This window comes from Streptomyces sp. NPDC006602, from assembly GCF_042870385.1.
Lineage (GTDB): Bacteria > Actinomycetota > Actinomycetes > Streptomycetales > Streptomycetaceae > Streptomyces.
On record NZ_JBIAHG010000011.1, the window covers coordinates 130,822 to 153,882 of the forward strand.

24 protein-coding genes and 8 tRNA genes are annotated in these 23,061 nt (G+C 60.3%); 5 read left to right on the top strand and 27 right to left on the bottom strand.

What is annotated here, in order from left to right; genetic code table 11:
• The first annotated feature begins 20 nt into the window (after positions 1–20).
• The 5 genes from ACFYO2_RS26540 (at position 21) to ACFYO2_RS26560 (ending at position 2,478) form a co-directional block, all read left to right on the top strand.
• Positions 21–725 carry a hypothetical protein gene (locus tag ACFYO2_RS26540; protein WP_388353862.1) on the top strand — a complete coding sequence of 235 codons (705 nt, stop codon included), beginning with the start codon at positions 21–23 and terminating at the stop codon, positions 723–725.
• Between the two features lie 299 nt (positions 726–1,024).
• Positions 1,025–1,369: an Lsr2 family protein gene (locus ACFYO2_RS26545; protein WP_388353864.1), complete on the top strand. Its 345-nt coding sequence runs from the start codon at positions 1,025–1,027 to the stop codon at positions 1,367–1,369.
• 301 nt (positions 1,370–1,670) lie between these two features.
• On the top strand, positions 1,671–1,862 hold the full coding sequence (locus ACFYO2_RS26550) for a hypothetical protein (protein ID WP_388353867.1): 192 nt from the start codon (positions 1,671–1,673) through the stop codon (positions 1,860–1,862).
• A gap of 114 nt (positions 1,863–1,976) precedes the next feature.
• Positions 1,977–2,132 (top strand): hypothetical protein, encoded by a 156-nt coding sequence (locus ACFYO2_RS26555; protein ID WP_388353870.1) that lies wholly within the window; start codon positions 1,977–1,979, stop codon positions 2,130–2,132.
• Position 2,133: 1 nt separating this feature from the next.
• Positions 2,134–2,478, top strand: coding sequence for a hypothetical protein (locus ACFYO2_RS26560; protein WP_388353872.1), 345 nt, complete (start codon positions 2,134–2,136; stop codon positions 2,476–2,478).
• A gap of 90 nt (positions 2,479–2,568) precedes the next feature.
• Here ACFYO2_RS26560 and ACFYO2_RS26565 read toward each other — a convergent pair whose 3' ends face one another.
• The 27 genes from ACFYO2_RS26565 to ACFYO2_RS26695 form a co-directional block, all read right to left on the bottom strand.
• Complete coding sequence (locus ACFYO2_RS26565; RefSeq protein WP_388353875.1) at positions 2,569–2,802, bottom strand: hypothetical protein; 234 nt, start codon at positions 2,800–2,802, stop codon at positions 2,569–2,571.
• 9 nt (positions 2,803–2,811) lie between these two features.
• Complete coding sequence (locus ACFYO2_RS26570) at positions 2,812–3,705, bottom strand: peptidoglycan-binding protein (protein ID WP_388353877.1); 894 nt, start codon at positions 3,703–3,705, stop codon at positions 2,812–2,814.
• A 365-nt stretch (positions 3,706–4,070) separates the two neighbouring features.
• Entirely contained in the window at positions 4,071–5,642 is a 1,572-nt protein-coding gene (locus ACFYO2_RS26575) for a glycosyl hydrolase family 28-related protein (protein WP_388353880.1), read from the bottom strand.
• A gap of 65 nt (positions 5,643–5,707) precedes the next feature.
• Positions 5,708–6,775: a hypothetical protein gene (locus tag ACFYO2_RS26580; RefSeq protein WP_388353883.1), complete on the bottom strand. Its 1,068-nt coding sequence runs from the start codon at positions 6,773–6,775 to the stop codon at positions 5,708–5,710.
• A gap of 3 nt (positions 6,776–6,778) precedes the next feature.
• A complete protein-coding gene (locus ACFYO2_RS26585; protein ID WP_388353885.1) occupies positions 6,779–8,011 on the bottom strand; it encodes a siphovirus ReqiPepy6 Gp37-like family protein in 1,233 nt (410 codons plus the stop codon).
• Positions 8,012–8,037: 26 nt separating this feature from the next.
• A complete protein-coding gene (locus tag ACFYO2_RS26590; RefSeq protein ID WP_388353888.1) occupies positions 8,038–8,943 on the bottom strand; it encodes a phage tail domain-containing protein in 906 nt (301 codons plus the stop codon).
• A gap of 103 nt (positions 8,944–9,046) precedes the next feature.
• Positions 9,047–13,669, bottom strand: a complete 4,623-nt coding sequence (locus ACFYO2_RS26595; protein WP_388353891.1) for a transglycosylase SLT domain-containing protein — start codon at positions 13,667–13,669, stop codon at positions 9,047–9,049.
• A gap of 9 nt (positions 13,670–13,678) precedes the next feature.
• Entirely contained in the window at positions 13,679–14,092 is a 414-nt protein-coding gene (locus ACFYO2_RS26600; protein WP_388353894.1) for a hypothetical protein, read from the bottom strand.
• Positions 14,092–14,397 carry a hypothetical protein gene (locus ACFYO2_RS26605; RefSeq protein ID WP_388353897.1) on the bottom strand — a complete coding sequence of 102 codons (306 nt, stop codon included), beginning with the start codon at positions 14,395–14,397 and terminating at the stop codon, positions 14,092–14,094. Before ACFYO2_RS26605 ends, ACFYO2_RS26600 begins: the two co-directional genes overlap by 1 nt.
• 66 nt (positions 14,398–14,463) lie before the next feature.
• Complete coding sequence (locus ACFYO2_RS26610; protein ID WP_388353900.1) at positions 14,464–15,048, bottom strand: hypothetical protein; 585 nt, start codon at positions 15,046–15,048, stop codon at positions 14,464–14,466.
• Positions 15,049–15,112: 64 nt separating this feature from the next.
• On the bottom strand, positions 15,113–15,499 hold the full coding sequence (locus ACFYO2_RS26615) for a hypothetical protein (protein ID WP_388353903.1): 387 nt from the start codon (positions 15,497–15,499) through the stop codon (positions 15,113–15,115).
• 352 nt (positions 15,500–15,851) lie between these two features.
• Entirely contained in the window at positions 15,852–16,172 is a 321-nt protein-coding gene (locus ACFYO2_RS26620; RefSeq protein ID WP_388353905.1) for a head-tail adaptor protein, read from the bottom strand.
• Complete coding sequence (locus tag ACFYO2_RS26625) at positions 16,165–16,734, bottom strand: phage gp6-like head-tail connector protein (RefSeq protein WP_388353908.1); 570 nt, start codon at positions 16,732–16,734, stop codon at positions 16,165–16,167. The genes ACFYO2_RS26620 and ACFYO2_RS26625 overlap by 8 nt, the downstream gene beginning before the upstream one ends.
• A 35-nt stretch (positions 16,735–16,769) precedes the next feature.
• A complete protein-coding gene (locus ACFYO2_RS26630) occupies positions 16,770–17,807 on the bottom strand; it encodes a hypothetical protein (protein WP_388353911.1) in 1,038 nt (345 codons plus the stop codon).
• A 17-nt stretch (positions 17,808–17,824) separates the two neighbouring features.
• Entirely contained in the window at positions 17,825–18,406 is a 582-nt protein-coding gene (locus ACFYO2_RS26635; RefSeq protein WP_388353914.1) for a hypothetical protein, read from the bottom strand.
• A 69-nt stretch (positions 18,407–18,475) separates the two neighbouring features.
• The gene (locus ACFYO2_RS26640; protein WP_388353916.1) at positions 18,476–19,900 is read right to left on the bottom strand and encodes a phage portal protein; all 1,425 of its coding nucleotides are present in this window, start codon (positions 19,898–19,900) and stop codon (positions 18,476–18,478) included.
• A gap of 3 nt (positions 19,901–19,903) precedes the next feature.
• Positions 19,904–21,466, bottom strand: a complete 1,563-nt coding sequence (locus ACFYO2_RS26645; protein WP_388353919.1) for a hypothetical protein — start codon at positions 21,464–21,466, stop codon at positions 19,904–19,906.
• A 14-nt stretch (positions 21,467–21,480) separates the two neighbouring features.
• Entirely contained in the window at positions 21,481–21,873 is a 393-nt protein-coding gene (locus ACFYO2_RS26650) for a hypothetical protein (protein ID WP_388353921.1), read from the bottom strand.
• A gap of 29 nt (positions 21,874–21,902) precedes the next feature.
• Positions 21,903–22,064, bottom strand: a complete 162-nt coding sequence (locus ACFYO2_RS26655; protein ID WP_388353924.1) for a hypothetical protein — start codon at positions 22,062–22,064, stop codon at positions 21,903–21,905.
• Positions 22,065–22,123: 59 nt separating this feature from the next.
• A tRNA-Pro gene (locus ACFYO2_RS26660) sits at positions 22,124–22,199 on the bottom strand.
• Between the two features lie 138 nt (positions 22,200–22,337).
• Positions 22,338–22,410: transfer RNA gene (locus tag ACFYO2_RS26665), tRNA-Trp, on the bottom strand.
• 65 nt (positions 22,411–22,475) lie between these two features.
• Positions 22,476–22,548, bottom strand: a tRNA-Lys gene (locus tag ACFYO2_RS26670).
• A gap of 3 nt (positions 22,549–22,551) precedes the next feature.
• Positions 22,552–22,624, bottom strand: a tRNA-Met gene (locus ACFYO2_RS26675).
• Positions 22,625–22,628: 4 nt separating this feature from the next.
• Positions 22,629–22,700: transfer RNA gene (locus ACFYO2_RS26680), tRNA-Asn, on the bottom strand.
• 1 nt (position 22,701) lies between these two features.
• A tRNA-Ala gene (locus ACFYO2_RS26685) sits at positions 22,702–22,775 on the bottom strand.
• A gap of 82 nt (positions 22,776–22,857) precedes the next feature.
• Positions 22,858–22,930, bottom strand: a tRNA-Asp gene (locus ACFYO2_RS26690).
• A 4-nt stretch (positions 22,931–22,934) separates the two neighbouring features.
• Positions 22,935–23,007, bottom strand: a tRNA-Glu gene (locus tag ACFYO2_RS26695).
• Positions 23,008–23,061 lie beyond the last annotated feature (54 nt).

The window sequence follows — 23,061 nt, forward strand, 5'->3', positions numbered from 1 at the left end:
GTCACGAACACGGGAACAGAATGCGTTCCCCCAACTGGGAAGAAGAGGACAAGGTGGAAGACCTCAAGACGATGCTTGCTCGGGTCAAGGCAGGCGACTACGTGACCGCCTTCGGGAAGGACACCCGAGGGCACGAGGTGACCCGTACGGGGACGCTACTGGCCGACCCTCAGGACATGAAGGCCACCCACAACGGGGCCAAGGTCAAGGCAGTCCGGGTGTGCGTGGGGGAGAAGGGCACCGACCCGGCCACGCGGTCGACCTGGACCACGCTCATCCCCGATCACGGGTTCATCCGGTCCGCTGAGCCTCCGAAGGCAGGCGAGTGGATTCACGGAGAGATCAGGAACATCCCTGCCGTGCGGTCCGCCAGGGACAGCGTGAACGCCCCTCTGATCTTCGGGGGCAAGGGCGGCAAGCGGTCGACCGAGCCGACCGACAGGGGCACGCTTGTGGTGCTCTCCTACGCGGGCTCGGGACGGTACGAGTTCAAGGCTCAGGAGTCCGGAGAGGTCATCTTCACTGGCTCGCTTCAGTCTCAGGTCTGGTGGTCCTACGCCCCCGAGGACAACGAGCACCAGGACCAGGAGGACCAGGAGCCGGACGAGCACCAGGACGTGAACGAGCTGAACTATGGCAAGCCCGTGTACCACGTGGAGACGGGCGAACTCGTCGGTTTCTGGACGCTGGAGAAGTTCACGCCCATCGAAGAGATTCAGGGCTGAGGTCAGGATGAGTGAGAAAACTGTTCACCGCCCGAAGGGCCCGGCCCCCTCCGATATGCCGATGGTTCGAACTTCAACGGCCCGAGTTGTACAAGGCCGTTACACATCTCTCTGCCGAAAGTGGTCTGACGGTACGTGGAGAGATTGAAACCAGTTTGAGTATGTTCCATGTATGTGGCAGCCTCCTGTGACACATACAGGGACCTACACGCAGAACACAATGGAGGGCCTTCGTAGGGGTACGACGAAGGCCGACCTCCGCCGTGAACAGAATGACCGAAAAGCAGGAAGGCACCACCATGGCTCAGAAGGTTCAGGTTCTCCTCATCGATGACCTCGACGGGGGCGAGGCCGACGAGACCGTGACGTTCGGCCTGGACGGCAAGACGTATGAGATCGACCTCAAGGGCAAGAGCGCTGACAAGCTGCGCAAGTTCCTTGAGACGTATGTGCAGGCGGGGCGCAAGGTCAGCGGGAAGGCTTCCGCCGGCACCCGCAGCCGAGCCGCCAAGGCTGCCCCGAGCGTGGCTGAGCCGTCCGCCGAGGTTTACCGCAAGTGGGCCGCTTCCAACGGCTACAAGGTGAGCAACCGGGGACGCGTTCCGGCCTCCGTCAAGGAAGCGTACGCGGCGGCCAATAAGTAACCGCCCCCGCAGCAACAGCAGTCGAGCGGCTCACTCCTCCAAGGGGGGTGGGCCGCTTTGCGTTTGGGAGAAACAATGGCGGCCGATTACGGCAAGGCGTATTCAGTCATCTTGCGGACCATGGTGCAGGAGCTGGAGCAGAGCAAGAGGCTAGGCCGTGGCCAAAAGCGGATATCCAACGCCCGCATTGGGGCGTGGAGAACTGCACTCATACTCATCCTTCAGACTGAACACGGGATGAGCGAAGAGCAGGCCGAAGCGGCAGTTCTGGAGACCGTGAAGCGATGGAAGGGGACGCACAGTGAGTAGCTTTACGACGGCCGAACTCCTGGAAGAGGGCGAGGAGATCGATGCGGGAGACCAGACGGAAGAGTCGGTGATCCTTATCGTTGACTACGTGGATGTGGAGGGCGAAGAGGTCCGTATCTGGACCAAGGAACTGGCCTTTCCTCTCCTGTCCAAGGTGGGGGAACAGGTAACGTACGCCAACTAGTGAGGGAGGGGCCGTGAGTTGCAAGTGCGGAGCCCGCTCGTACGCGGAACACCTCAAGCGGGCTGAGGGTGGCTACCCCGGACACACGTACCGGGGATGGGTCTGGGGAGTGCAGTGAAGAACTACAGGGTCCAGTGGACCGAGGACGGCCAGGAGCACGAATCCGCGGTGGCATACAACGACCGCACGGCCGCTGAGCGCGTGGCCGAGCTGGAGGCGCGCGAGGGCATCGCCAACGCCCGCAGCGTGCCCGTGAAGCCGGGAGAGTGACGTGTCAGTGATCGAGGTAGTTTTGACGCCTGCCCCGGACGAGGACCGCCAATACGGGTGGCCCACTTGGCTAATCGAGATCGACGGCAAAGAGTCAGGCATCGTGTATCTCGACGTGCCTAAGGGCCGATTCGTCGTCAGTGTGGACACGGCCTTTGGCTATGGGAAGCTGATCGACGAGGCAGTTGGGGAAATTAGCCGGGGAGCTGGGGTAGGCGAGATCAACGCAGCTATACGACGTGGATACGAGGCACACCTTCAAGTGCTGAAGCGGTTGAAGGTAGTTGACCGAGAGAGCTACCCGAAGATGATCAGCACTCCCATGGGCGGCAAGCCTAAGGCGTAACGCAAAAAAGGCCCCCTCCCATTCGGGAGGGGGCCTTTTCGTGTTTCTCTCTACCCCAGGTGCACCCCTGCACCTAGTTCGTGTGTCGGGCTACTCGCCCGACTCCCCGCGAAGCTCAGCCTCAAAGGGGCTGTCCTCGTACAGGGCCTTGAGGGTCTTGGTGTCCTCGTGGGAGGCCGCTACGACACCGAGGCCGAGCAGGGCCGCAGAAGCGGACACGAGAGCCTCCCAAGGGACGTTGGGCCAGACCAGTACGAGCGCCGGCACCAGGGCCGCGAGCACGGAATAGATCCGAACTCCATGCTTGGAAATCACGTTGACCATAGGGCCTCCTTAGCTGAACAGCATCTTCCAGGTGAGCGGGCCCGGGTATCCGTCCGCATCACTCTTCAGTTCCTTGTGGGCAAGCTGGAATGCCTTCACTGCGGCTCGGTCAACGGCCGTCCACTGAGGGCCTGGACCCTGCTTGTAGAACCGCCCATAGCCCTTCTTGACGAGCTGCTTCCCGAGCGTGGTCACGTACTGGTTCTTGGCACCAGCGCGGAAGTAGTACCGCCCGGGGAAGGCGGGAGCCGAGGGCTTTGGGGTACTCGGCTTGGGCTTGGCGGGAGTCGACGGCTTGGACTCGGCAGGCTCGTCCTCGGAAAGGGTGGCCTTGATGTCCTTTCGGACAGCGTCCATGTCCATCATCTTGCCCGAGGAAATACCCGGGTCCCACTTACCAGGGCTGCCCCACTCGCCATGGCCAATCACGCTGTGCTCGTCCCAGTCGTGGAAGTCGCAGACAGCCGCAGCGAGCTTCCGCAGAGTCGCGTACTGGGCATCGGACATCTTGTGAGATCCGGAATACCAAATCTCGATCCCGTAAAAGCGGGCGTTCCCATCAGTGTTGCTCTCGTCATCCTGGGGAATGTCCTTCTCGGCAATGACAGCCTCAAGAACATCATCGTCACCAGAACCCGCGTGATTTGCGCGGCCCCAGCCGACAAGGTGAATGGTGCCGTCCTGAGACAGGCCGAAGTGGCAGAGAGGGCCTGGAAGGGCCGCAGTGCCCGCATACAAAAGCTCGCGCTGATCCTTGGCATCTGAACCCGTGTGGTGGACCATCAGGCCGTGAACGGGGCCCCAAGCCCCCTTATGGTTCCGGTTGTGGTTCTTCCAATCCTTGTACTCCTTGAACGGAATACCGAACTTCTTGAGCTGGGCAAGAATCTGCGCAGCGGTCATGGGAGTTGCCATTAGTCAACCTCCGTAGTGGGGTGAGACAGCAGCCGATAAGCGGTTAGCTGTGTGGGGTCGAGAGAGGTGAGGAGCTGGATAAGTCGCCGGTTGTCTCGCTCGATCTGAGTCAGCCGCTCCTTGATCTCCGTCAGGTCCGTCTCAAGGCGGTTAGCTCTTGCCTTCTGGGCTTCCGCCTCTTCCTTCCAGACCCGAGCGGTATTCGTTCGGAAGGCAGCGAGAATGACCACGGCAGCAGCTACTACAGTCGCCAGGGGGCCCGAGTAGGACAGGAAATTAGAAAGGGTCATGGGGCTCCTTGGAGGCAGCAAAAAGGCGGCCACGGGTTATCCGCAGCCGCCTTCGGTGGGGGGTTAGGAAGGAACTCGGTCCTCGGCATAGTTGTTGCCGGCGACAGTCGTAATCGCGGTGAACCGAACCCGCTCGTTCGTTCCCTCCTGGAACACGCCCGCAGTGAGGCCGTGCAGGTAGGCGCCGATCACGTTTACGTCTCGCGCGTTGGCGACGCGTACGCCGTACTGAGGGCTTGTGTTGGCCGTGCCCCCGTCGTCGGTGCCGACATAGCAACCGAGGCCGGTCACGACTACCGGAGCCCGGTTGAGTAGCGCGAGGCCCGCGTAGCCTCCACCACCAGGGCCGCCGTTGCGCCCGTCCCGTCGCGTGTTGAGGGCGCTGACGAGGAAGGGACCATTACCGGTCGCGTCGATCCTCACTCCGTCCCACCCATTACGGTCCGTCGAGCAAGCAGACATGGTCATAGAGCCCGAGCCGGGCCAGTTGCCCCACGCTCCGGTGAAGTGAAACCCATGCCCGCCGCACCACTCCGCGCGGCAGTTCTCAAGGATGGTGTTTGCGGCATTGGAGAGCTTGACGCCAGTAGCCCAGCAGCCAATTACCTGAACGTCGATCATCGAAAGGTCTGTCTGCCGCTCGAAGACGATCCCATTCGCGTGGCAGTTGTCCACCATCACGGAGTGCAAGCGCCATGAGTAAGGCCACTCGCCCCCGGCATTGCTTCCGGTGATGATCCCGTTGTTCGGCATCTTCCTAACGCAAACGTCCCTCATGACGACGTTCTGAACGTTCCCCTTGCCGTAGATGCCATCCAGATTTCCGGTCGTGACCTTGGAGCCGTCGAGCATGAGATTGAAAATCCTCTGCTCACCATTGATTGCCGGGTGAGTTCCGTCGTTGTCGCCAATGATCTGAATCATGGCGCCTGTCGTCATCGACGGAAGGGCCTGGATGTAGCAAGGGAAATCCTCGTCCAGCATCCCGGGGCCAATCATCAGGTTGGAGTGCGAGCCCATGAGGGTCACTCCGCGGGGAAGGTCCAGGGCTGCCGAGATGCGGTAGACACCCCTCGGGAAGTAGACGATTCCGCCGATGCCGGCTGCGTTGATGGCTTCCTGGATAGCCGCCGTGTCGTCAGTGACTCCGTCGCCTTCGGCGCCGAACTGGGGGGACTGGACGTTGAGCCAGTCGAGCAGGTCAGGAGGCGTGAGAACGGGAATCTGAGACGTTGGCACCTTGCCCGTGGTGTCGAGCGTCGCGAGGCCGCTAGCGCTACCGCGAAGAGCGTCCAGCTCGGCCATGACCGCAGCACGAGAACCGTGGGGGTCGTCGGCCGCCACGTGTGCCGCCAGTCGCTCGCCAACGTCGTTGGCCACCAGGGCAACCCGAGGGCCTCCAAAGTCGAGCCAGAGCCGTTCTGCCATCTCAGGCCCGAAGAAGCCGGGGATCATCCCGTCTTCGTCGGCAACGAGCTGGGTGAGCGGAGCACCAGACAGGTCAGTCAGGTCAGTGATCTGAGCAGCTCCGTCTGAAGAACCGTCCCAAACCGTTCCGGTCGCGCCCGGTACACGGGCGCCTGATACGTCCTCAGCAACGTCAGCAGCAGTCCCACCAAACAGAAGTCGGGCCATAGTGAATCTCCTTACGGGCAACAAAAAAGCCCCCGGAGGGGCTGAATCGGTCCTTCTGTCGGGGGTTAGAGTTCTGCGGCCTCGTAGACGCCAGAGATAGTCAGGAAGCCCTTGCGGGGGAAGTATTCGATGCCATCAAGGCCCGTATCGGTGGTGTAGTTCTTGTTAGGCATGTACAGGTACATGGTGGAGGTGCTTGAACCTCGGTTGGTCTTTACCGTGAGGTCCACGAAGTTTGGGAGGTTGGGAGAAGCCCCCGAACCGTTGTTGTCCATGTGGCCCTGGAACACCTGACCCGTACTGCCGTTGGCTGGCACGGGAAGCGTCACGCCATACGTAAAGTTGTCGCTGGACACCTTGAGGTCAGAGGTGGAGGTACTAGCGATGTAGACCGAGAACCAAACGGTGTTCGGGGCGATCCAACGCCAACGCCCCACACGAGTGGATGGGTTACCGATGTTCACCATGCTTGGGGTGTAGGTCCGGGACTTGCCGAGATGGCGCGTTACCACGTAGCCGTCTCGGCCTAGGAATCCCTCCTTCTGTGTGTCTCCTCCGTTGTTGTCCATGTCGTAAACGAATGAACCGCGAGGCAGAAGGGCCGCCCCCGTTTCGGTGTTCCACGGGTAGGCGACTCGGCCAGGAACGTCGAACGGCATGCGGCTGCTGATCGAGATCGAAGCGTTGTTGGCCGCAGCGTCGACCTCGTATAGAGGCATCTCCCAGATACCGCCCGCCTGCCGGCGGGGAGCTGGGGCTACTGGAGAAGCCGCGGCAGTGCCCGTGAGAACGGCGATGTTCACAGCACTCTTTGCCATATCCGCTTGAAGAACTATCAGGTCCTTACGGGGCTTAGTGGTGCTGTTGTTGGCGATCGTCACGGACTGCTGAGCCGTGAGGCTGTAGTAGAAACCGCCGACCCAAGCCTTACCCGGGTTGATCTGGACCGTACGACCGTTCACGATTGTCGCGTTGAACGGCAGGAAGTTGGCTCCGTAGGTGGTGGCGGTGAGTTGGAAGTCGACTCGGTCACCTCCCCACATCCGGGCCATGGCTTGCCACTGCGTCTGAGAGACGATCTGAGAACCGCCGTTGGCGTTAGCCTCGTTGAACGGGTAGCTAATCTCTGCCATTCGTCACATCCTCGCCTCTAGCTTGCGCAGCTTCTTTTGCATGTCGTAAACGGTCTTGTACAAATTCAGTGGGTCCCCTGTTCCCTGTTCACCGATCTTCGGGGAAACGTCCTGTACGTTGCCCGCGTCATCAACGGACACAACTACCTCGCGCACAATGTCGGAATACTCGGTGCCATCAACGGCTACGGTTACCTTGTCGCCCACGTAGTAGTGGACTCCGAAAGCGCAGTCGGGCGTGTCAATCGGGTAAATCTGGAAGTTGCCGTTTCTCTCACCCTCGGTAAGAGCGTCGGTGGCTGCCTCCGCAAGGGCCGTCTTAGCGGCCTCTACGTCATCAGCGGTCATGGTGGTATCCGACTTCACGGGGTTACCCGTGGCCTTGTCCACCTTTAGCTGAATGTCTCGTCGGTCAAGGAACGTTTCCACCTGCATTCCCCACTCTGCCTCAGAGGCAGAGTCCGTCTTTTGGTAGTAGTACCGCTCAAGGCCCTCGCCGGCACAGCCGACGATGACCCGAGTTACCTTGGGCGCGCTAAGGGTCCAGATGTATTCCCGCAGGTTCCCCAGCTCGGGGGAAAAGCGGACCTCCTTGGAACGGTCCCGAGGGGCAAAGATGTCTAGATCAATCTTCTGGGTGTTCCCGTTGTAGAGGAAGCGGTAAGCGAAATCACGCTTGTCGTACCATTCCTCAATCTTCGTGCCGATGGAGTCGAACCGGAGAGAGTCAGTGAGCGAGGCCCAAGCCACAGGAAGGGGGTTGGTCGGCTTCGTGCCAAAGTTGATTCCGCTAACCCGGCGGTCTGTCAGGGCCGAGGAACCAAGGGCGTCTTGAAGTTCCTGCCAGATGACTTCGGGCGCGTATGGCGTCTTCACGAAGCGGCTGGGCAAACGAGCCTCGTACTGCTTGTTAACGGCCTTGGTGGGATCAGGGAAAGCCAGCCGTCTGTACGCGAGGGTGTTGTGACACTTCCCCGCGATGTAGAGGCTTCCTGGCCCCGTGTGCTGCAACTTGGTCCAATACTTCTGGTAGCTCTCCACCTGACCCGACAGAAGGGGCTTTGAGACCCCGTCCTGCCAAATGGCGATACCGCCGCCCTTCTCAATGAGCTGAGACTGAGGCGTGCCGTCCTTAATGAGGAGCTGCCAGGCGCCTTCCTGGCAGAGCCTTACCGTGAAGTCGAGCGAGAGCCATTCATCAATCTCGCCCACACGCTTCAGGTTCTTGTCGAACACCTCAACTCTGTAGCCCAAGAGTCCCCCTATACGAAAGATGCGTACCGGGGTTGGAAGGTGAGCACGACTGCTGCCTTGCCTGATCCGGTTACCACAGAAACGGTTGCGTTGGTGTCACCAGGCTCGACCGACCAGAACGCAGGGTTGGTGTCGAGCTTGGACCAGTAATTGACGCCTAGGTCGTCCTTCACGGTCTTCTTTCCAGGGCGTGTGTCAATCGTGAGCACTCGGCCCGAGGGCACGAGATCGGAGCTGTCTGCGGGTGCAGAAGCCTTTACGGTGTCACCATCGGGACTCGTGAGAGTGAATGACTTGATGGGGCCGTAAAGCTTCCATACGGGCCATGCCTCTATGTCTCCTGGATTGGAGATCAGAAGGCTTTCCCCGGGGCCACCCATGACACCGTCACTGATTCGCATGGGAAAGAAAGCCGCGGTGGAACTGAGGAGCGGGTCACCAACACCGAAGGACCACCGGACGGACTCTGAACGGTCCTGGTAAAACCACGGGTCCATGGCCGTGAAGGTGAGGCCGTACTTAGCCCAGGAGAACCCGGATGCGTCGGTTCCTTCGGACCCCTCCATGCCGCCCTTGTAGTAGGCGGCAAGTTGCCGAGTCCTGCTGTTTCCCTCAGTGAACTTCAGGAGGCAGTACCCGCGCTTAGGGTTGAGCGCCTGGAAGAACTTGCGCTTCAGGGAATTGATGGTCTGGCGGTCGATCCCATAGAGAAAGACCGGAATCATGATCTCTCGTGCAGAGGCACGAGCAGACCGGTATATGGAGCCGTCGAGGTTGGGGCTGTCATCGGAGAAGAGGGCGAACGGTGGCATGTCTAGGCCCGTGGCACCGGGCTGCATGATTACTGCTGGCCACGCGCGGCCGTTGAACGCGGTCAGGGGGATTTCCTCCCCCTGACCGTTGTTCCCGACCACTGAAACGCTCGTCCGGCTCCACTTGACCGGTGCCGGCGGAGTAGGCGTGATGACTACTGGCGCCGCCGGTCTAGTACGCACCGGGATTGGCATTGGCGCCTCCTTACAGGGTCGTGTAAAGGGCCTCCGCAGTCCGAAGAGCCCTCAGCACGGCCTGAGGCGTCGGCTCATTGCGAGCCTCATGCACGTGGATTTCGTACTTCTTGCCGTTGAGAATCCCTTCGGTCTCCTCGTTGTCGAACACCCGCTCACCGCCACCGAAGGCCACAAGTTCACGGCCCTTCTCGCCCACCATGGCAAGGCCAGGAGAGGCGGAAAGCGTGCCCGTTGCGTAACCCTTGTTTCCAGCAAGAACCGACTGCCAGTTAGAGCCGTAGCGATTTCTGGCGTAGTTCAAGCCTGCATAGATGTTGGCGAGTGCGTTCGTGGAGGTGCCATACATGAAGGGACCGGTCTCCCTGAACATCCCGGAATACGCCTTGTAGGTGGGCCCAATAACCTGCATGAGGCCGACACTTGGCGTGCCGTTCTTCCAGTTGATATCCGTCCTATTGACGGCCAGGGGGTTACCGCCGGACTCCAGTTGAATACGCTGAAGCACCGTACCGAGGGCCGTTGGAGGAAGCCCGAGCATGCTGAGAGCCTGAGCGGCAATAGGGCTCCATCGCTGGACGCCCTTACCTGTCGGCGTTTGCATACTGGCCCCGAAGTCGGGGACCTTTGCGTCAACCTTTGATCCCTTGTCGAAGTCGAAAAGGCCATCAAGGTTAGGCATCGCCTCTTGGGCATTCGCCATGAAACCATCGAGCACGCGGCCCGCGTAGCCCATGGGGGCATCCCGGATTTCCTTGACCGTCTCGATCATCCCGATCAAGTTGTTGTACGAGCCAGAAACGATGTCGCTGACGTCGCCAAAAACATTGGAGAACGAATCGATCGGATTGGTTACCGTGTCCCAGATGGCCCCGACAGAGTCAGTGACTCCGCCCCAGAGATTTTCCCAGACTGCGGAAAGGGTCTTCATGGAAAACACGTCGCCGAGGTACTTTTCGCCTCGCTCGACAATGTTCCCGCTGCCCTTCCAAACGTCATTCCAAAAATAGTCTCCGAGAACTGGATTTAGGGCTCCGCCGAGAACACCAGCAACCTGACCGATGAAACTGGGGACCTTCTTGAGGACGGAAAACACATCCTCGGTCATCCAGTCGTACATGCCCTTGAACTTCTCGGCACCCACAGCGCCACCGATGCCGGCTGAGACGTCACCAGTACGCAGAATGCCACCCTGAGTGCTTCCGCCCAGAGGATCAGAAGAACCGTCGAGCTTCATGGTCTTCAGCATTGCGGTGCCTACTGGGGCAATGTTCTGAAGCTCGATCAGTTCCTTGATCTGGTCAAGGTCGAACTTCCCTCCACCGCCGCTACCGCGAGCGTGACGACTGATCTTTCCTCGGATAGCGAGAGAGTTCCAAGAGTTGATCGTGTCCGAACCAATAGCCTGAGTGACCTCGGGACGAAGAACAGCCTCACCCGGCGACAGAATCGCCGGAATGTTGTCCACCCAAGGCGAGTAGCCGGGCATAACCCCGCCCACGTCAGACGTGCGCATAACGCCGCCTCGGGCCTTCTTCTTCTTGCCGCCCGAGGAACTACCCCCACCACCAGGCGACTTCTTGCCGATACGGTCAAGAGCGTCGTCCAGGCCGTCACCCTCGTCCTTGGCGTTCTTGAGCGCCTTTTCGAGATCCTTGACCTTGTTGGTGATGTCCTTCAGGGAACGGCCATTGAGCAGGCCAATGCGACCCGCGAGGGAGCCGGCACCTGTGCCCTGGCCAACCTTCTTGTAGGCGTCATCAGCGGAATCCGTGAGCTTCTTGAACTCCTGGATGACGTCCGTCAGCCGACGCTTGTTCAGGTTTGCCACACGGCCAGAGGTGGACGACGACATAGCGCCATCCCCGATCTGATCCGCAGCCCTCTTTGCCGAGTCTCGGAGATCGTCAATCGAGCCCTTGACCCCGTTGACATTCTTCTTGTCGAGGTTGCCGACCCGGGTGTTGTCGGAAGTTATTTCCCTGCCCGCGTCCTGCGCAGCAGACTTGAGGCTGTTGAACTCGGCAGTGACCTTGTTGAGGTTCTTGCCATCCAGATTTCCGACTCTGGTGTTGTCGGAAGTGATCTGCTTTCCGGCCTCTTCCGCAGCGGACTTGAGCTGAGAGAACTCGGTGGTGACCGCGTTCAGGTTCTTGCCGTTCAGCGAGTCCACATCGTTCTTGACCGAACCCAGACGTGTGATCACGTCCCGTGCAGCCTTCTCGACCTTCTCAACCTCCTGGCGGAGCTGGTCAAGAGAGGTGTTGTTGGCCTGCTGGGCTTGCTGCTGGACGGAGTTGACTGCCTGACCCGCCTGGTTGGCTGCACCCTGGACCGAACCGTTGCCGTTGCCGGCGAGAGCGGCGGCGATCTGCCGCATTGACTCGCGGTTGGTCTCACGCAGCTCGTCACGGAGATTCGCGGCCTGGTCACGGGCCTCGCGGATCTGGTCCTCAAGGGCCCTGATCTGTCGCTGTCCATCAGCCTCGCGGGAGTCACGGCCCATGAAGCCGTCCAGAAGGCGCCTGCCAGTCGTACGGCTGTCACCGTTCCGGTTGGTCGTGCGCTGCTGTCGGTACGCGTCACGGCCTGCCTGCCGGGCGTCCTGGCGAGAGGAACCGTTGTCACGGGCCTCGTTGCGAGCGGCCCGAGCTGCTGCACGCTGGCTGCGAACGTTCCGAGTTCCCTCGGTGGCACGGACACCACCGCGGACTACTGCGGCAGCGGGCTGGAACATCCTGCCGACCAGGCCCACGGCCTTACCGACCACCTTGGACAGGAGGCCAACGGCAAGGATCAGGGGACCCCACTTCAAGAGGAAGTCGGTGATCGGTCCGCCCAGTTCAGCCAACCCGGACTCTTCAATCCAGGTTGCTGCCTTGTCGATGACGCTGATGAAGTGTGAGGTCCCGTCGAGGAACTTCCCTAGGAAGTCATCGACCTTGGGGGCCCACTTCTTGGCCATATCCTGAACCTGATCAAGGATGCCGTCCTTACCCGCGAGCTTGTTTCCAAGGTCGGTGTACTGGTACTGACCCCCCTTGCCCTCCTCAACGAAGAGATTTCCAAGCTCGAAAGTTGCGCGCTCCTTCATCTGCTGGAGTCGACCGGTGATGGTCTGGCTCGTCATCTGGGCCGCATAGCCCTTAGAGCCGTCACCCTTCTGGTTTCCCTTGTACTTCTCAGGGTTCCAGTAATTCAGCATCGCATTGGAGATCTGGCTACCGGTGACGCCTCCACCATCCTTGGCAGGAGTGCCAATGATCTTCCACATCTCGGAAGCGTTCTGGAAGCCGAGAAGCTGAGCCAGTTCGGAGGCGGGCATACCGGAAGCCGCAGCGAGCTGCTTCACGTTCTTCGTAGGCGCCCGGTCCATATCCATAATCATGTCCATCGCGTACATTGCACGCTGGAACTGTTGTGGATTCAGGTTTCCGGCTCGGGCCATCGAGTCGCCCACGGACATAATGAGGTCAGTGGTTCTCTCGGCTGCCTTGTTGGCTGCCCCCGTACGGGTAGAGGCGTCCTTGCTGTACCAGTTCTTGTCAGCACCGGCTACCGAACGAATGAGCTTCATTTGGTATTCGTGCATTACGTCGATACTGAAGGGGGTATCGATCGCATAGTTCTGGATCGCGGACATCTGATTAGCAGAGACCGACTTGGAGACACCAGCCGAAGAAAGACCAAGCTGCCCAAGTAGCCGCTTATCCGCGTTCTCGACACCGACAGCCGTAAGGGCTGCACCAGCCGTAGCCAAAGGAGCCAGGAAACGAGTCGTCAAAATATTGGCGGCCTCGTTGATGCTCACACCCACCTGGTCAAACCAAGTGCCCATGCGCTTCAGGCTGGTTCCAGTCCTAGTGAAGTAAGACTGAGTCGTTGTGTTGGTGCTGTTGATGTCCCGGTTGATATTCCGGATCTGGTCCCGGAGCTGCACCATGCGGCGCTGCTGATCGGCAATGCCGTCCTGAAGCGTGGCCCGCTGTGCGGCGGCCTGCTCTCGAAGCGCTGCAACCTGCTGCCGTACTGCCTCCCGCTGGGCGGCTACCTGCTGCCGCAGGGCCTCACGCTGGGCCTGGAGAGCAAGCCGAGCCTGCTTCTCTTGCTCCAGACGCTTTTCCCGCTCAATGCGGTCGTGCTCGCGCTGCGTCTGGGTCTGGGCCTGTCGCTTCTCGCGCTCCAGACGCTCAGCAGCGGTCTGCCTCTCCTTAGCAGCACGCTCCTCCTGACGAACGGCCTCCCGGAGGGCTTGCCTAGTAGTGGCTGAGGCTTCCTCGGTCATTCCCTCGTATGACTCGTAAAAGCGCCGAAGCTCCCGGAGTCGCTTCTTAGCCTGTTCGCCATACTGCTTGGTTACGAACCGCTCCAGCTCAGCGATAGTCTCGGCAGAGTCCTTTGCCTCTTCCTCAACAGCAGCCCGAGCCTTCTTGGCTTGCTTCTTGGCTTCCTTCGGCAGGCCGGCAAGGCCCTCTTGTACTCCCTTGGATATCTCCTTGGAAGCGGAAAGGCCAATCTTGGCCATCTCGCCTGAGACCTTCTTACGAAGCTCCTCAACATCCTTTTGGAGTACCTTCGGGATGATCTCGACGTAGCCAGTACCGACCTTGATTGGGCCGCGTCCTTCAGCCATGGACCCCCCTTAGAGGCTGTTAAGCCGTCCAAAGAAGTCCGAGAGTTCATGTGCGTCGCTGAACTCGCGCTCTGGTGCGGCCTGTGGCTCCGGTTCGCCGGGCCGTGGAATCGGTGGAGGTATCTCAAGGTCGCGGGAATCTTCTTCAGCAGCGTTTGCCTTGAGGAAAAGGAAGTTGGAAAGCTCAAGCGCGTCAGAGATACGCGCGAGCATGTAAGTGTGCTCGGACCATGTGGAACGTTCGTCCATGGCCATCAGAAGAGTTGAGCGTCCGGGCTTGCTCATCAGGGATTGGATGAGAACGCCGACACGGCGAATTGAGAGCCGTCCACGCCATAGATCCAGGAAGTCAACCCCGAAGAACTCAAGCAAGTCAGCTTCCAGTTCATCGGGGAACTCCTGAATGACGCGGACGACTGCCATCAGTTTCCCGAGTCTTCGTCCCGCCCCTGAGCCTCGCTCATCTTCGTGGCGAACTCGCCGAAGTCCTCGATGTCGGGGCGGGTACCGAGGTACGCGGCCCACTGGTCCTCACCAAGGATGAGCTGAGTAGCAACCAGCTCGTCATCAGTCATCAGGACCTCAAGCGGGAAGTTCCGGGGGTGAGGAATCTTGAAGGTGAGGCCGCGATGCTCGAACGTGGCAAAGGTCTTCGTCGCCTCAGCCTTAGCCGCAGCAACCTTCTTGGCGCCGTTCTTCTTAGGACCAGGCTTCTTCTCAGTGGACATGGGGAACTCCTTGGGGTGGGTGAGAGAGTGCCGGGGACATAACCCCGCCCCGGCTCAGGGCACTACTTACGGAAGGATGTCGTCGTTCGTCAGGACGTAACCAAGCGAACCGTTTGAGTCGAGCGCCTCAATGGTCAGCTCGTACTTTCCGTTTTCGGTCCGAGAGAGCTGGATAGCGCCTCGGTCGGAAATCATGGCGCGAGGGATGACACAGCGGTTCCGGATGGCACCCTGATTCCAGTCCACGACCAGAGAGATTTCCTTGAGGTCCGGAGTGGACGACAGGTCGAGCTTGAAGACGCCAGTACCAACAGGAGTTGGGTCGGTCGACATGACCTCAACCCACTCAGCACCCCAGAAGAGTTCCGTGGTGATCTCGTTGGTCTCCTGAAGGGTGGCCTTCACAGAGAACGACGCAGAAGTAACGTTGTACAGAACGGCGGTTGCGGACTGCCACGCGTTAACGGGCTGCGTCTCAATCGCCGGGGTCAGCGTGACTCCACCCTCATCGACGTAGCCGAGTGCCTTGTAGCCCGCCGGGGCAGTGTTGGCAGTCCCGAGGTCAGCAGGAACAACCAGGCTCTCACTGGAAGGCGCCACATAGATGGAGCCGTTCGGAGCGAACCGGATCTTCTTTGGATCATTGGCCATGGGGCCTCCTGAGGGCATAAAAAAAGCCCCCAGAAGGGGGCCGAACGATTAGGGGGAAGGAGGTTTATGCTGCGGTGAAGAAGACCGCGACCTGTCCGCAGTAAACGTGCTCACGGGACGAGTCGTCAGGGTCGTACTTCGGAGAGTCGATCTCTTCAACGTCGAGCACCAGGACGCCGCCAACAGACGTGTTGGGTAGGGCCTCCAAGAACCTCTCTCGCACGAGAAGCGCGAGATCGACAGCTTCCTTACGGTCCATCGAGTAGGCGGCGTACTCGACGTCAACCCGGTCCATGCTGTCTCGGACTACACGGAAGCCGCCCATGTGCTCTAGATAGATGGCGGTCTCACCGGTGACGTGGTTGGTGAGGTCACCCAGAACCGACCCATCAGGGATGTCCGGAACTGAGTCAAGGTAGGTAGCCAGGAACTCAATAGGATCGAGTCTCATCCGTCGATCCTCGCTTTCAATAGGGCGCCCTTGAGCCAGTGCCGGCCAGCCACCTTGCGACCTCTCGGGGTCGTAAAGCCCCGCTCCTGGAGCATCGCGTGTCGAGCGCGAGGGTTGGCCTCAGTGAACACACCGCCGTACCAACCATCTCGGTCCATGGCGACAGTTGAACCAATCTGGTTCCTGATGCTGTTCCAGGCCGTTCGGTTACTGGCGCGCCGTGGTGCGTCGCCCTTGGCGTAGGCATCAATCCGCTTGACTGCCAGTTGTAGGGCCTCGCGAGTGCCCAGGGCGCTGTACACGTCTCGTTGCCAGCCCCGGTGAAGGACGAGCTTCGTCCGGTAGGAGGCACTCACTTCAGGGCCCTCCAGACGGACAGCTTCAGGTGCCGGCGGGAGGTGTAGCCCCACCGCTCAGGTTCTCCGTCAACCTCGTACGTCTGGCCGTCGAGCTTCACCCTGTCGCCAGAGGAGACAACTGCCATGTAAGGGAGGAAGACAGTGAGTCGTTCCTGAGACTGGTCGCGGGAGGGGCTGTAGCTCTCGTACGCCTTGTCAGGCTGGACAGAGGCCGAGCCTTCCCAGACCTTGACGGCCTGGTCCCAGTCGGGGCGGGTCGTGTACGCGTTCTTGATCTGTGCGGAGGTCCGCCAGACCTCGACCGGATCAGTCATAGACAGCACGAGGCCCCCTCAGGTCGAGAACGGGCCCTTCCCTACGAAGGGTCAGGGAGCCAGCACCACGACGCCTGTATGGGCGGAGGCTGGTCCTGGTGGGTGCTGAGAGCGTCTGCGCCGAGCTGGCTCCCGAGAAGGTCACTTCGACCTCGCCCACTCGCTCACTCTCAACACCAGGGCTGAGGGCAAGCCACCTGATCACTTCAGAGCATGCAACGGCCTTGAGGGAGGCGGGAGTTACCTCGTACCCCCAAGAGCCTGTGAGGGTCACCGCGGATTCGCCCCAGCCCGCCTCAAGGACGAGCTGACGGCCGTTGAAGGTCCAGCCGGTGACCTCCTGGCCGTTCTGTACGACGCTGGCAACAGTGAGCAAGGTCTGAAATCGAGCGGGGACAGGGAGGACACAGCCACCCTCCGGATAGAGGGTGATGATCTGGCCGCTCCGCCTGTCCATGTCCCTGCCGCAGTAGTCCTCAACGAGCCCTGTCACGTCTGCCAGAAAGGCAGTGACACGAGCTGTCTCGTCTGCGGCGATGGGCCGCCCAATACGGGCGGCCACATCATCAACGGAAGCCAGAGGCAACAGGGGCCCCCTTACGCGTTGTGGGTCGAGATCAGCGCCTCAACGTTCTGAGCCACAACGAGCTGTTCCGGCCGAATGACCTTGGCATCGTAAATGACCCTCGACTTAATGGCGTTGGTGAACTTCGCCTCAGGCTGGTAAGCCTGCATCTCCGCGAACGGAACGATGAGCGAAACCGCAGCGGTCGAGCCCATGAACATGTCCACCGAAGAGAAGTCGGTGTGACGGTTCTTGACGAGCTTCTCAGTGGAACGGGTGTGGGAGCCCAGGGTGTTCGCGACGCGAACGGGGACACTGAGAATCTGACCGATGACGCCGGAAGCCATGACGGAGCCGCTACCGAAGTGCGAGGCGTCAATGAACTTCGGGTCACGCAGAAGCGCGGAACGCAGCTTGGGGGAGATGAACAGGAAACGATCCTGCGGAGCGCCCTTGATGTCGAGCTTCTCAAGCATCTCGACCACGAAGTCATAGACGCTGATGTCGATCCCAGCGGTGAAGTCAGCATCAACAACCGCTTCAATCTTGCCGTGCAGAGCAGGCAGACCGGAGACGGTTGCGTTGCGGTCCTCGGTGCCGTTCAGATCCTTGCCGGCTACAGCCGCAAGCAGGGTCTTGGCAATCAGAGAGTCCATGGTGTTCGCCAGAGTGCGAGCACGCTGCTTGACCAGGTTCGACATGAGGTCAATGCCAGTCTTGGTCTGGAGCTGGTGAAGGTTGTCAAGCTCCAGGTGGAAGCTCGAACCCTTCGCAACGGTCATCTTGATGTACTCAAGCGCCGCGTGGTCCGCCGTACCGATGGAACCGTACGCCTTGACGATTCCCTTATCCGTCACAGTGTCAACGAAGTGCGGGATTCGCACAACGTCGCCCTCACGCCGGAACTCGCCCTCATACTGGCGATTCACGATGTCCGGGGAGCCGAGTACAAGATTGTCGTCCAGGTCCTCAAGGAGCTGGGAAACCCAAATCTCGGGAATGAAATGGCCGCCTGCGGCCTGAAGTGCACCGGCACCAGCGTTGTTACCGGCCTGAGTCGTAAAAGTCAATGTGGTACCTCTTTAGGTCAGAGGTCCCCCTTCATCAGTGCGTCGAGCTTGCCCGCCTTACGGGCAGCGGCAATTTCCTGGGGGGACATTCGAGAAAGGGCGTCACGGCCGATCTGACCGGCTGCGTAAGAGCCGGAATCGCCCTGACGGCCAAGGCCAATCCCCTGGGCAAATTCGGGGGCATTGGACGGCTTGGGGAGGGACGACACGAACGCCTTGATGGCGTCGGTGTTCACCGCACCGTCAGCACCGATAAAGGCAGTGGTGTTGAGGTATTCGGCGGGCGGAAGAGACACGCCGGCAGTCGCGGCCTGAACACGAAGCTCCGCGTCGACGAGACGCGAACCGACTTCAGAGAGAGCCGCATTTCGCGCCTCGGTCTTCGCGGCCTCAATGGCCTTTTCGGCGTCCGTCATCTGGGATTCCTTCAGCGAGGAAAGCTCAGTGCGGGCATCGTTGTAGTTCTTCTCGTTCTGACGAGAGAGGGCCTTCCACCGCTCGACATCTGCCTGAAGGGCTGCCACATCGGGCACGCCCTCAGAGGTCTTTGGTTCGGTGGTGGTCTGCTGGTCGTTCTGGTTCTGCGTGGTGTCGTCCATGGGAGCCTTCCATTTCGGTGGCATCAAAAAAGGCCCCCATTGCGGGAGCCGTCCTTTGGTGAATTGGGGTTACGCAGACTTGCGGGCTGCGTTCCCCGAGTTGCCCTGTGGGGCCTTACGAGCTTGCTTCTCGTTGGCCTTGGGGTCATTAGGCTGTTCCGGCTGTGGGGCCGGGTACTTCTTCGCCAATTCCATTACGTCCTTGGCATCCTGCTCCCGCATCGAGCGGAAGCGCTCAATCTGCTGCGGGGTGTACCCCGAATCAAGAAGGAGCTGGTCTCTTGGAGCACCGAGCAACTGGCGCTTGAGAAGTGCGTCCATGTGCTGTGCTTCAGTCTTATTCGCGGGATCTCGCCAGATGACCTCAGCCCCGTGGGCTTCGGCCCGGCTGTCCCCCATAACCCGGAACGCCAACCTCATAATCCGTTCCCAGGCTTCACCGAAGTGGAGCATTCGTTCCCGCGTCTTCGCGATGAGCCCAGCCTCAGCAGAGGTAATCGACTCACCCGATGGAGCGGTACCGCCGTTCAACAGGAAGTAGTGGAACGGGATACGGGAGATAGAGGCCATGTGCTGAACGAGCATGTTCGTGAGATTCACGTAGTTCTTGAGGTCAGCAGCCTCGAACTGGCCAAACTTCACGTCGGGGTTCTCGGCCTGAAGGAGCTTGTCAACAGCGACCTTGTAAGGCTCGACAGGACGGCCTTGCTCGTCCTCCTGGATCTCAAGGCCAGTCACGTACCTCTGCGGCCAAGCCGCATACTCACTGGCAACGAGAGCGTCAGCGACCGTCTTATTGATCGCGTCAGCGAGAGGGATGATGACCGCAAGGTCAGAGACGAACGGGCCAGTGAGACGAGACCTGTTGGGGATCGGGATGACGGGAGGTTCACCCAGGGGGTTCCGCTTCTCCGTGTAGTCGCCCCATGCGCCCGTAAGGCCAGTGCCCGTGTAGACACGGCCGTTCCACCAGAGGGTGACGAACTCGCGTCCCCAATCGTCCTGGTAGAACTTCGCGGCGGCCTCGATGTCCCAGCGTGAGCCGGGCTTGTACTGGACCACGACGTTCTCAGCACTCTCAATGCTGATGGTCGGCTTGCCGGCGGAGTCCGCCCACACGATGGCGTACGAGACTCCGTGAACCATTGCGTCCAGGTGAGCCGCGTTCGACTCGGCATCCAGGTGGTTCCGCTGCCAGATCTCCCGAGCGTCCTTGTCCCCGCCCGGTTCATCGGTCATCTGGAACCCGTCGATGAACATGCGCTCATTCACCGAGTCGACAATGAGGCCGCAGAAGTTATCGGACCAGCCGTCAAAGATGCGGCCAAACTCGCTCTGGTACTTGGCCTGAGCGAACACCATCTTCTGATGCTTGCCGTCGTAGTAGTCCGAGCAGAAGCGCAGATAGGTCCGGCGCCTGAGTAGCTTGGAATGGAGCCAATCAACCCAACCAGATGGATTGTTGGGTGGAGACCCAACTTCAATGTCGGCCAATGGCTACCACCCCACTACTCGTGACCTCCGGATCTGCATACGGCCATCAGCGATGGCGTCAGCTCTCGCCTCCAGGGCGAGCACGGCGCATACGGCAAGGTCGATCTTCCTTTTGGATCTCGGGCTGTCCTTCTGAATCAGAAGGCCCTGAGGTACTTCACGGGTCACGGCATTGAGCACATGGCGCGTAAGACGCGGGTCTCCGTCGTGCTTCAAATCGCCCACCATTGCGGCGGTGCGGAAACGTTCGACGGCTTGGACCATGCGTGTTGGCTTGTTGGTCCAGAACTCAAAGACGTAGTCCTCGCCATGCTCAATGGACCAACGGCCGATGTTCTCTTGCCAGTAAGGCGGGTCTCCGTAGAACCACTCAACGCGATACGTCTTGAAGGCCGTATTCACAGCGGCCTCTACGGAGAGAACATCAACTTCCCAGTCATCAGGAGCGTGCTCAGGACGCTCCCAGACACCGAGGACGAACAGCTTGGCATCACGCAAGCGCACTCCGACAAGGCCCGTAGCGTCACCGCGGATCGATCCGTCAAAGCCGATGGCTATTTGATCGCCCGGCTTGATTGGATCGTCCTCGTCCAGGCACCCATCCCACTCGGCCTTACTCATCCAGCCGTCGCTACTTTCAGCGATCTGGTTGAAGAAGAACCGGCAATAGGTGCTGTCGGGTGTCGTGCGGTCGTAGAGAATCGTTCGGGTCAGGCCGTCGATGTCTGCCCAACTCGCGTCTCCGTACGCCTCTATGAGGGCCTGACGGACCAGAGACTCATCCCTGATGTCCTCGACGTCAATCGAGCCCTCTAGGCAGTCGTACAGCCAATACCCCTGAGTGACCATGTCGGACTCGTGGATGATCTGAGCCACAGAGTCTTCATTGGGGTTGTAGGCGTTTGTCGTAGAGCACCAGCGCGAACCCGCCTTGGTCGTCTTCTCGATGTTTCGTTTGATCGTCTGGTAGAAGTCCGGACCGCCGTTGCTGGAAACCCAGTGGTGGACCTCGTCCATGAGCGCAAACGTGGGCCGGTTGCCCTCGTTGGTCCTGCCGGCGGTTGCCTTGGGCTTGATGCTTCCCGGCTTACCCGACTTGAACTGAATCGTTGACTTGGTGATCTCCAGACCGAATTCGCTTTCGGCGGGTGATTCGGAGAGCATTCCCCGGATGAAGTCAACGGTCTGCTCGGTTTGATCGAGTGCCGTAGCGCCGATCTGCACAACAGGCAGGGGCACCCGCTTACCGACAGGGAGACCGAACACATCGAAGTGCGAGAAACGGCAGGGCCCCAGGAACTCGACGATGGCGAGTGCTGCCAGCAAAGGCGTCTTGCCCCAGCCCTTAGCGCGCCGAAGGGTGGCCGCACTGTACTTCCAGGTTCCATCCGGGTTGATGGCATAGAACCAAAGAACGAAGCGGAGTTGCTCCGCCGTGAACTTCCATGGCTCACCCGCCGTGTCTCCGTCCGGCTGGACGATGTACCGCTGACACCAACGAATGATCTGGTAACCGAGCGTCTCGTGAGGCTTCGGGACCCCTGCGGGCAGATTGCCTGTCTGCAAGGATCACCGCCTATCTAGGAGCCGTTCAGCAGCTTGTAAAGCTCCTCGTCCATGTCGACCTCCGGAGGGGCCTCAGAGGGCACCGCGGATTCGTTCTCATCGGTCTTGTCGAAAGTCATTCGGAGCCTGGCCCTGTCCTCGACAGTCGCGCCCCACTTGGCAACCCGCTGCCGGATTTCTCCGGCAAGCTTCAAGTCGCCCTTGAAAAGGCCGTCAACGAGCTTTGCCGTCAGCTCAAGCTCAGCCCAGTCGGTCTCAGTCCAAGCCGCTGTCTGGGGCGCAGTGCTCCACGTCTTCCAGAACCGCTTAGCTCCGGGGGTCGTGATGCCGAGCCCCTTGGGCAGCTCGCGGCCGGGTTGGGCTTCAGCCGGCAGGCTCTGTGCGTGCTCGTGGACGTTGCGCCTCACGGCGTTGTCCTTGGGGGCTGGTCCTCGCGTCACCGCAGCCTCACCCCCGACACGTTCACGTCGTACAGGTCGGCCAGGTCCTCAAGCTCGAAGAGCGCATCTTGACGCCAACCGGCCTTGCGCTGAGCCCTGTTGGGCAGGTCAGCAGCTCGGAGCCGGGGGCCCTCGGGCTCCTCCTGGACGTCGTGCATTGGTGCATCACTCCTACTGAGGTAACAACAACAAAGGCCCCTCCTCGGGGGCCTGGTGGTGGTCTAGCTAGCAGGTCTCGAACCTGCGGCCTCTCGCTCCCAAAGCGAGCGCTCTACCTACTGAGCTATAGCCAGAAGCGGGGCGACGGACTTGAACCGACCCACCGCCTGTTTCGCATGAGGTGACTAGCCTCAGCTACTCGGGCAGTGCTCACCGTGAGCTTTCCCCTTGCCCTATCGTTGCAGCGGTCAGGCCGCTATTTTCGGGCCAAGCTGAGCCGGTTGGATTCGAACCAACATCGTCCGGTTTTGGAGACCGGTGCTCTTCCAATTGAGCTACGTCCCATTGCAAGAGAGCCGCTGTCTCACAGCGCCAAGGGAGTGCATGCCCTACATATGTCTCTTGCTCCGTGAATCTGGTAGGACTCGAACCTACGGCCAGAGGATTAAGAGTCCCCCGCTCTACCAACTGAGCTACAGATCCAAGTGGCGAGAACCGGGCTCGAACCGGTGACCTCCGGGTTATGAGCCCGGCGCGCTACCAACTGCGCCATCCCGCTACGGCTGACATGGCTGGACTCGAACCAGCAACCCGAGCATTAACAGTGCCCTGCTCTGCCATTGAGCTACACGTCATTGGTGGATCGTGTCGGATTTGAACCGCGACTTCTCCTTGCAAGGGAGACGTGTTACCTCTACACCACACAACCCAAGTTCCGGACGGTCATAACGCGTAGCCGGTTACGCGGACGGACGAGTTTAGACATAGGAGTGTTGCCGTCATCACTCCTAGCGCTCCCTACCGGATTCGAACCGGCAGCCTTCCGCTCGACAGGCGGGCGCTCTGGCCATTGAGCTAAGGAAGCATGAGGCGCGTTACGGGATTCGAACCCGCGTTGCCTCCCGGAAGGGGAGGAGTCCTGAGCCACTAGACGAAACGCGCGTCCCTTCGGTCACCTGATCAGGGCGACTTGCCGGGACAGGGGAGCTACCCCAC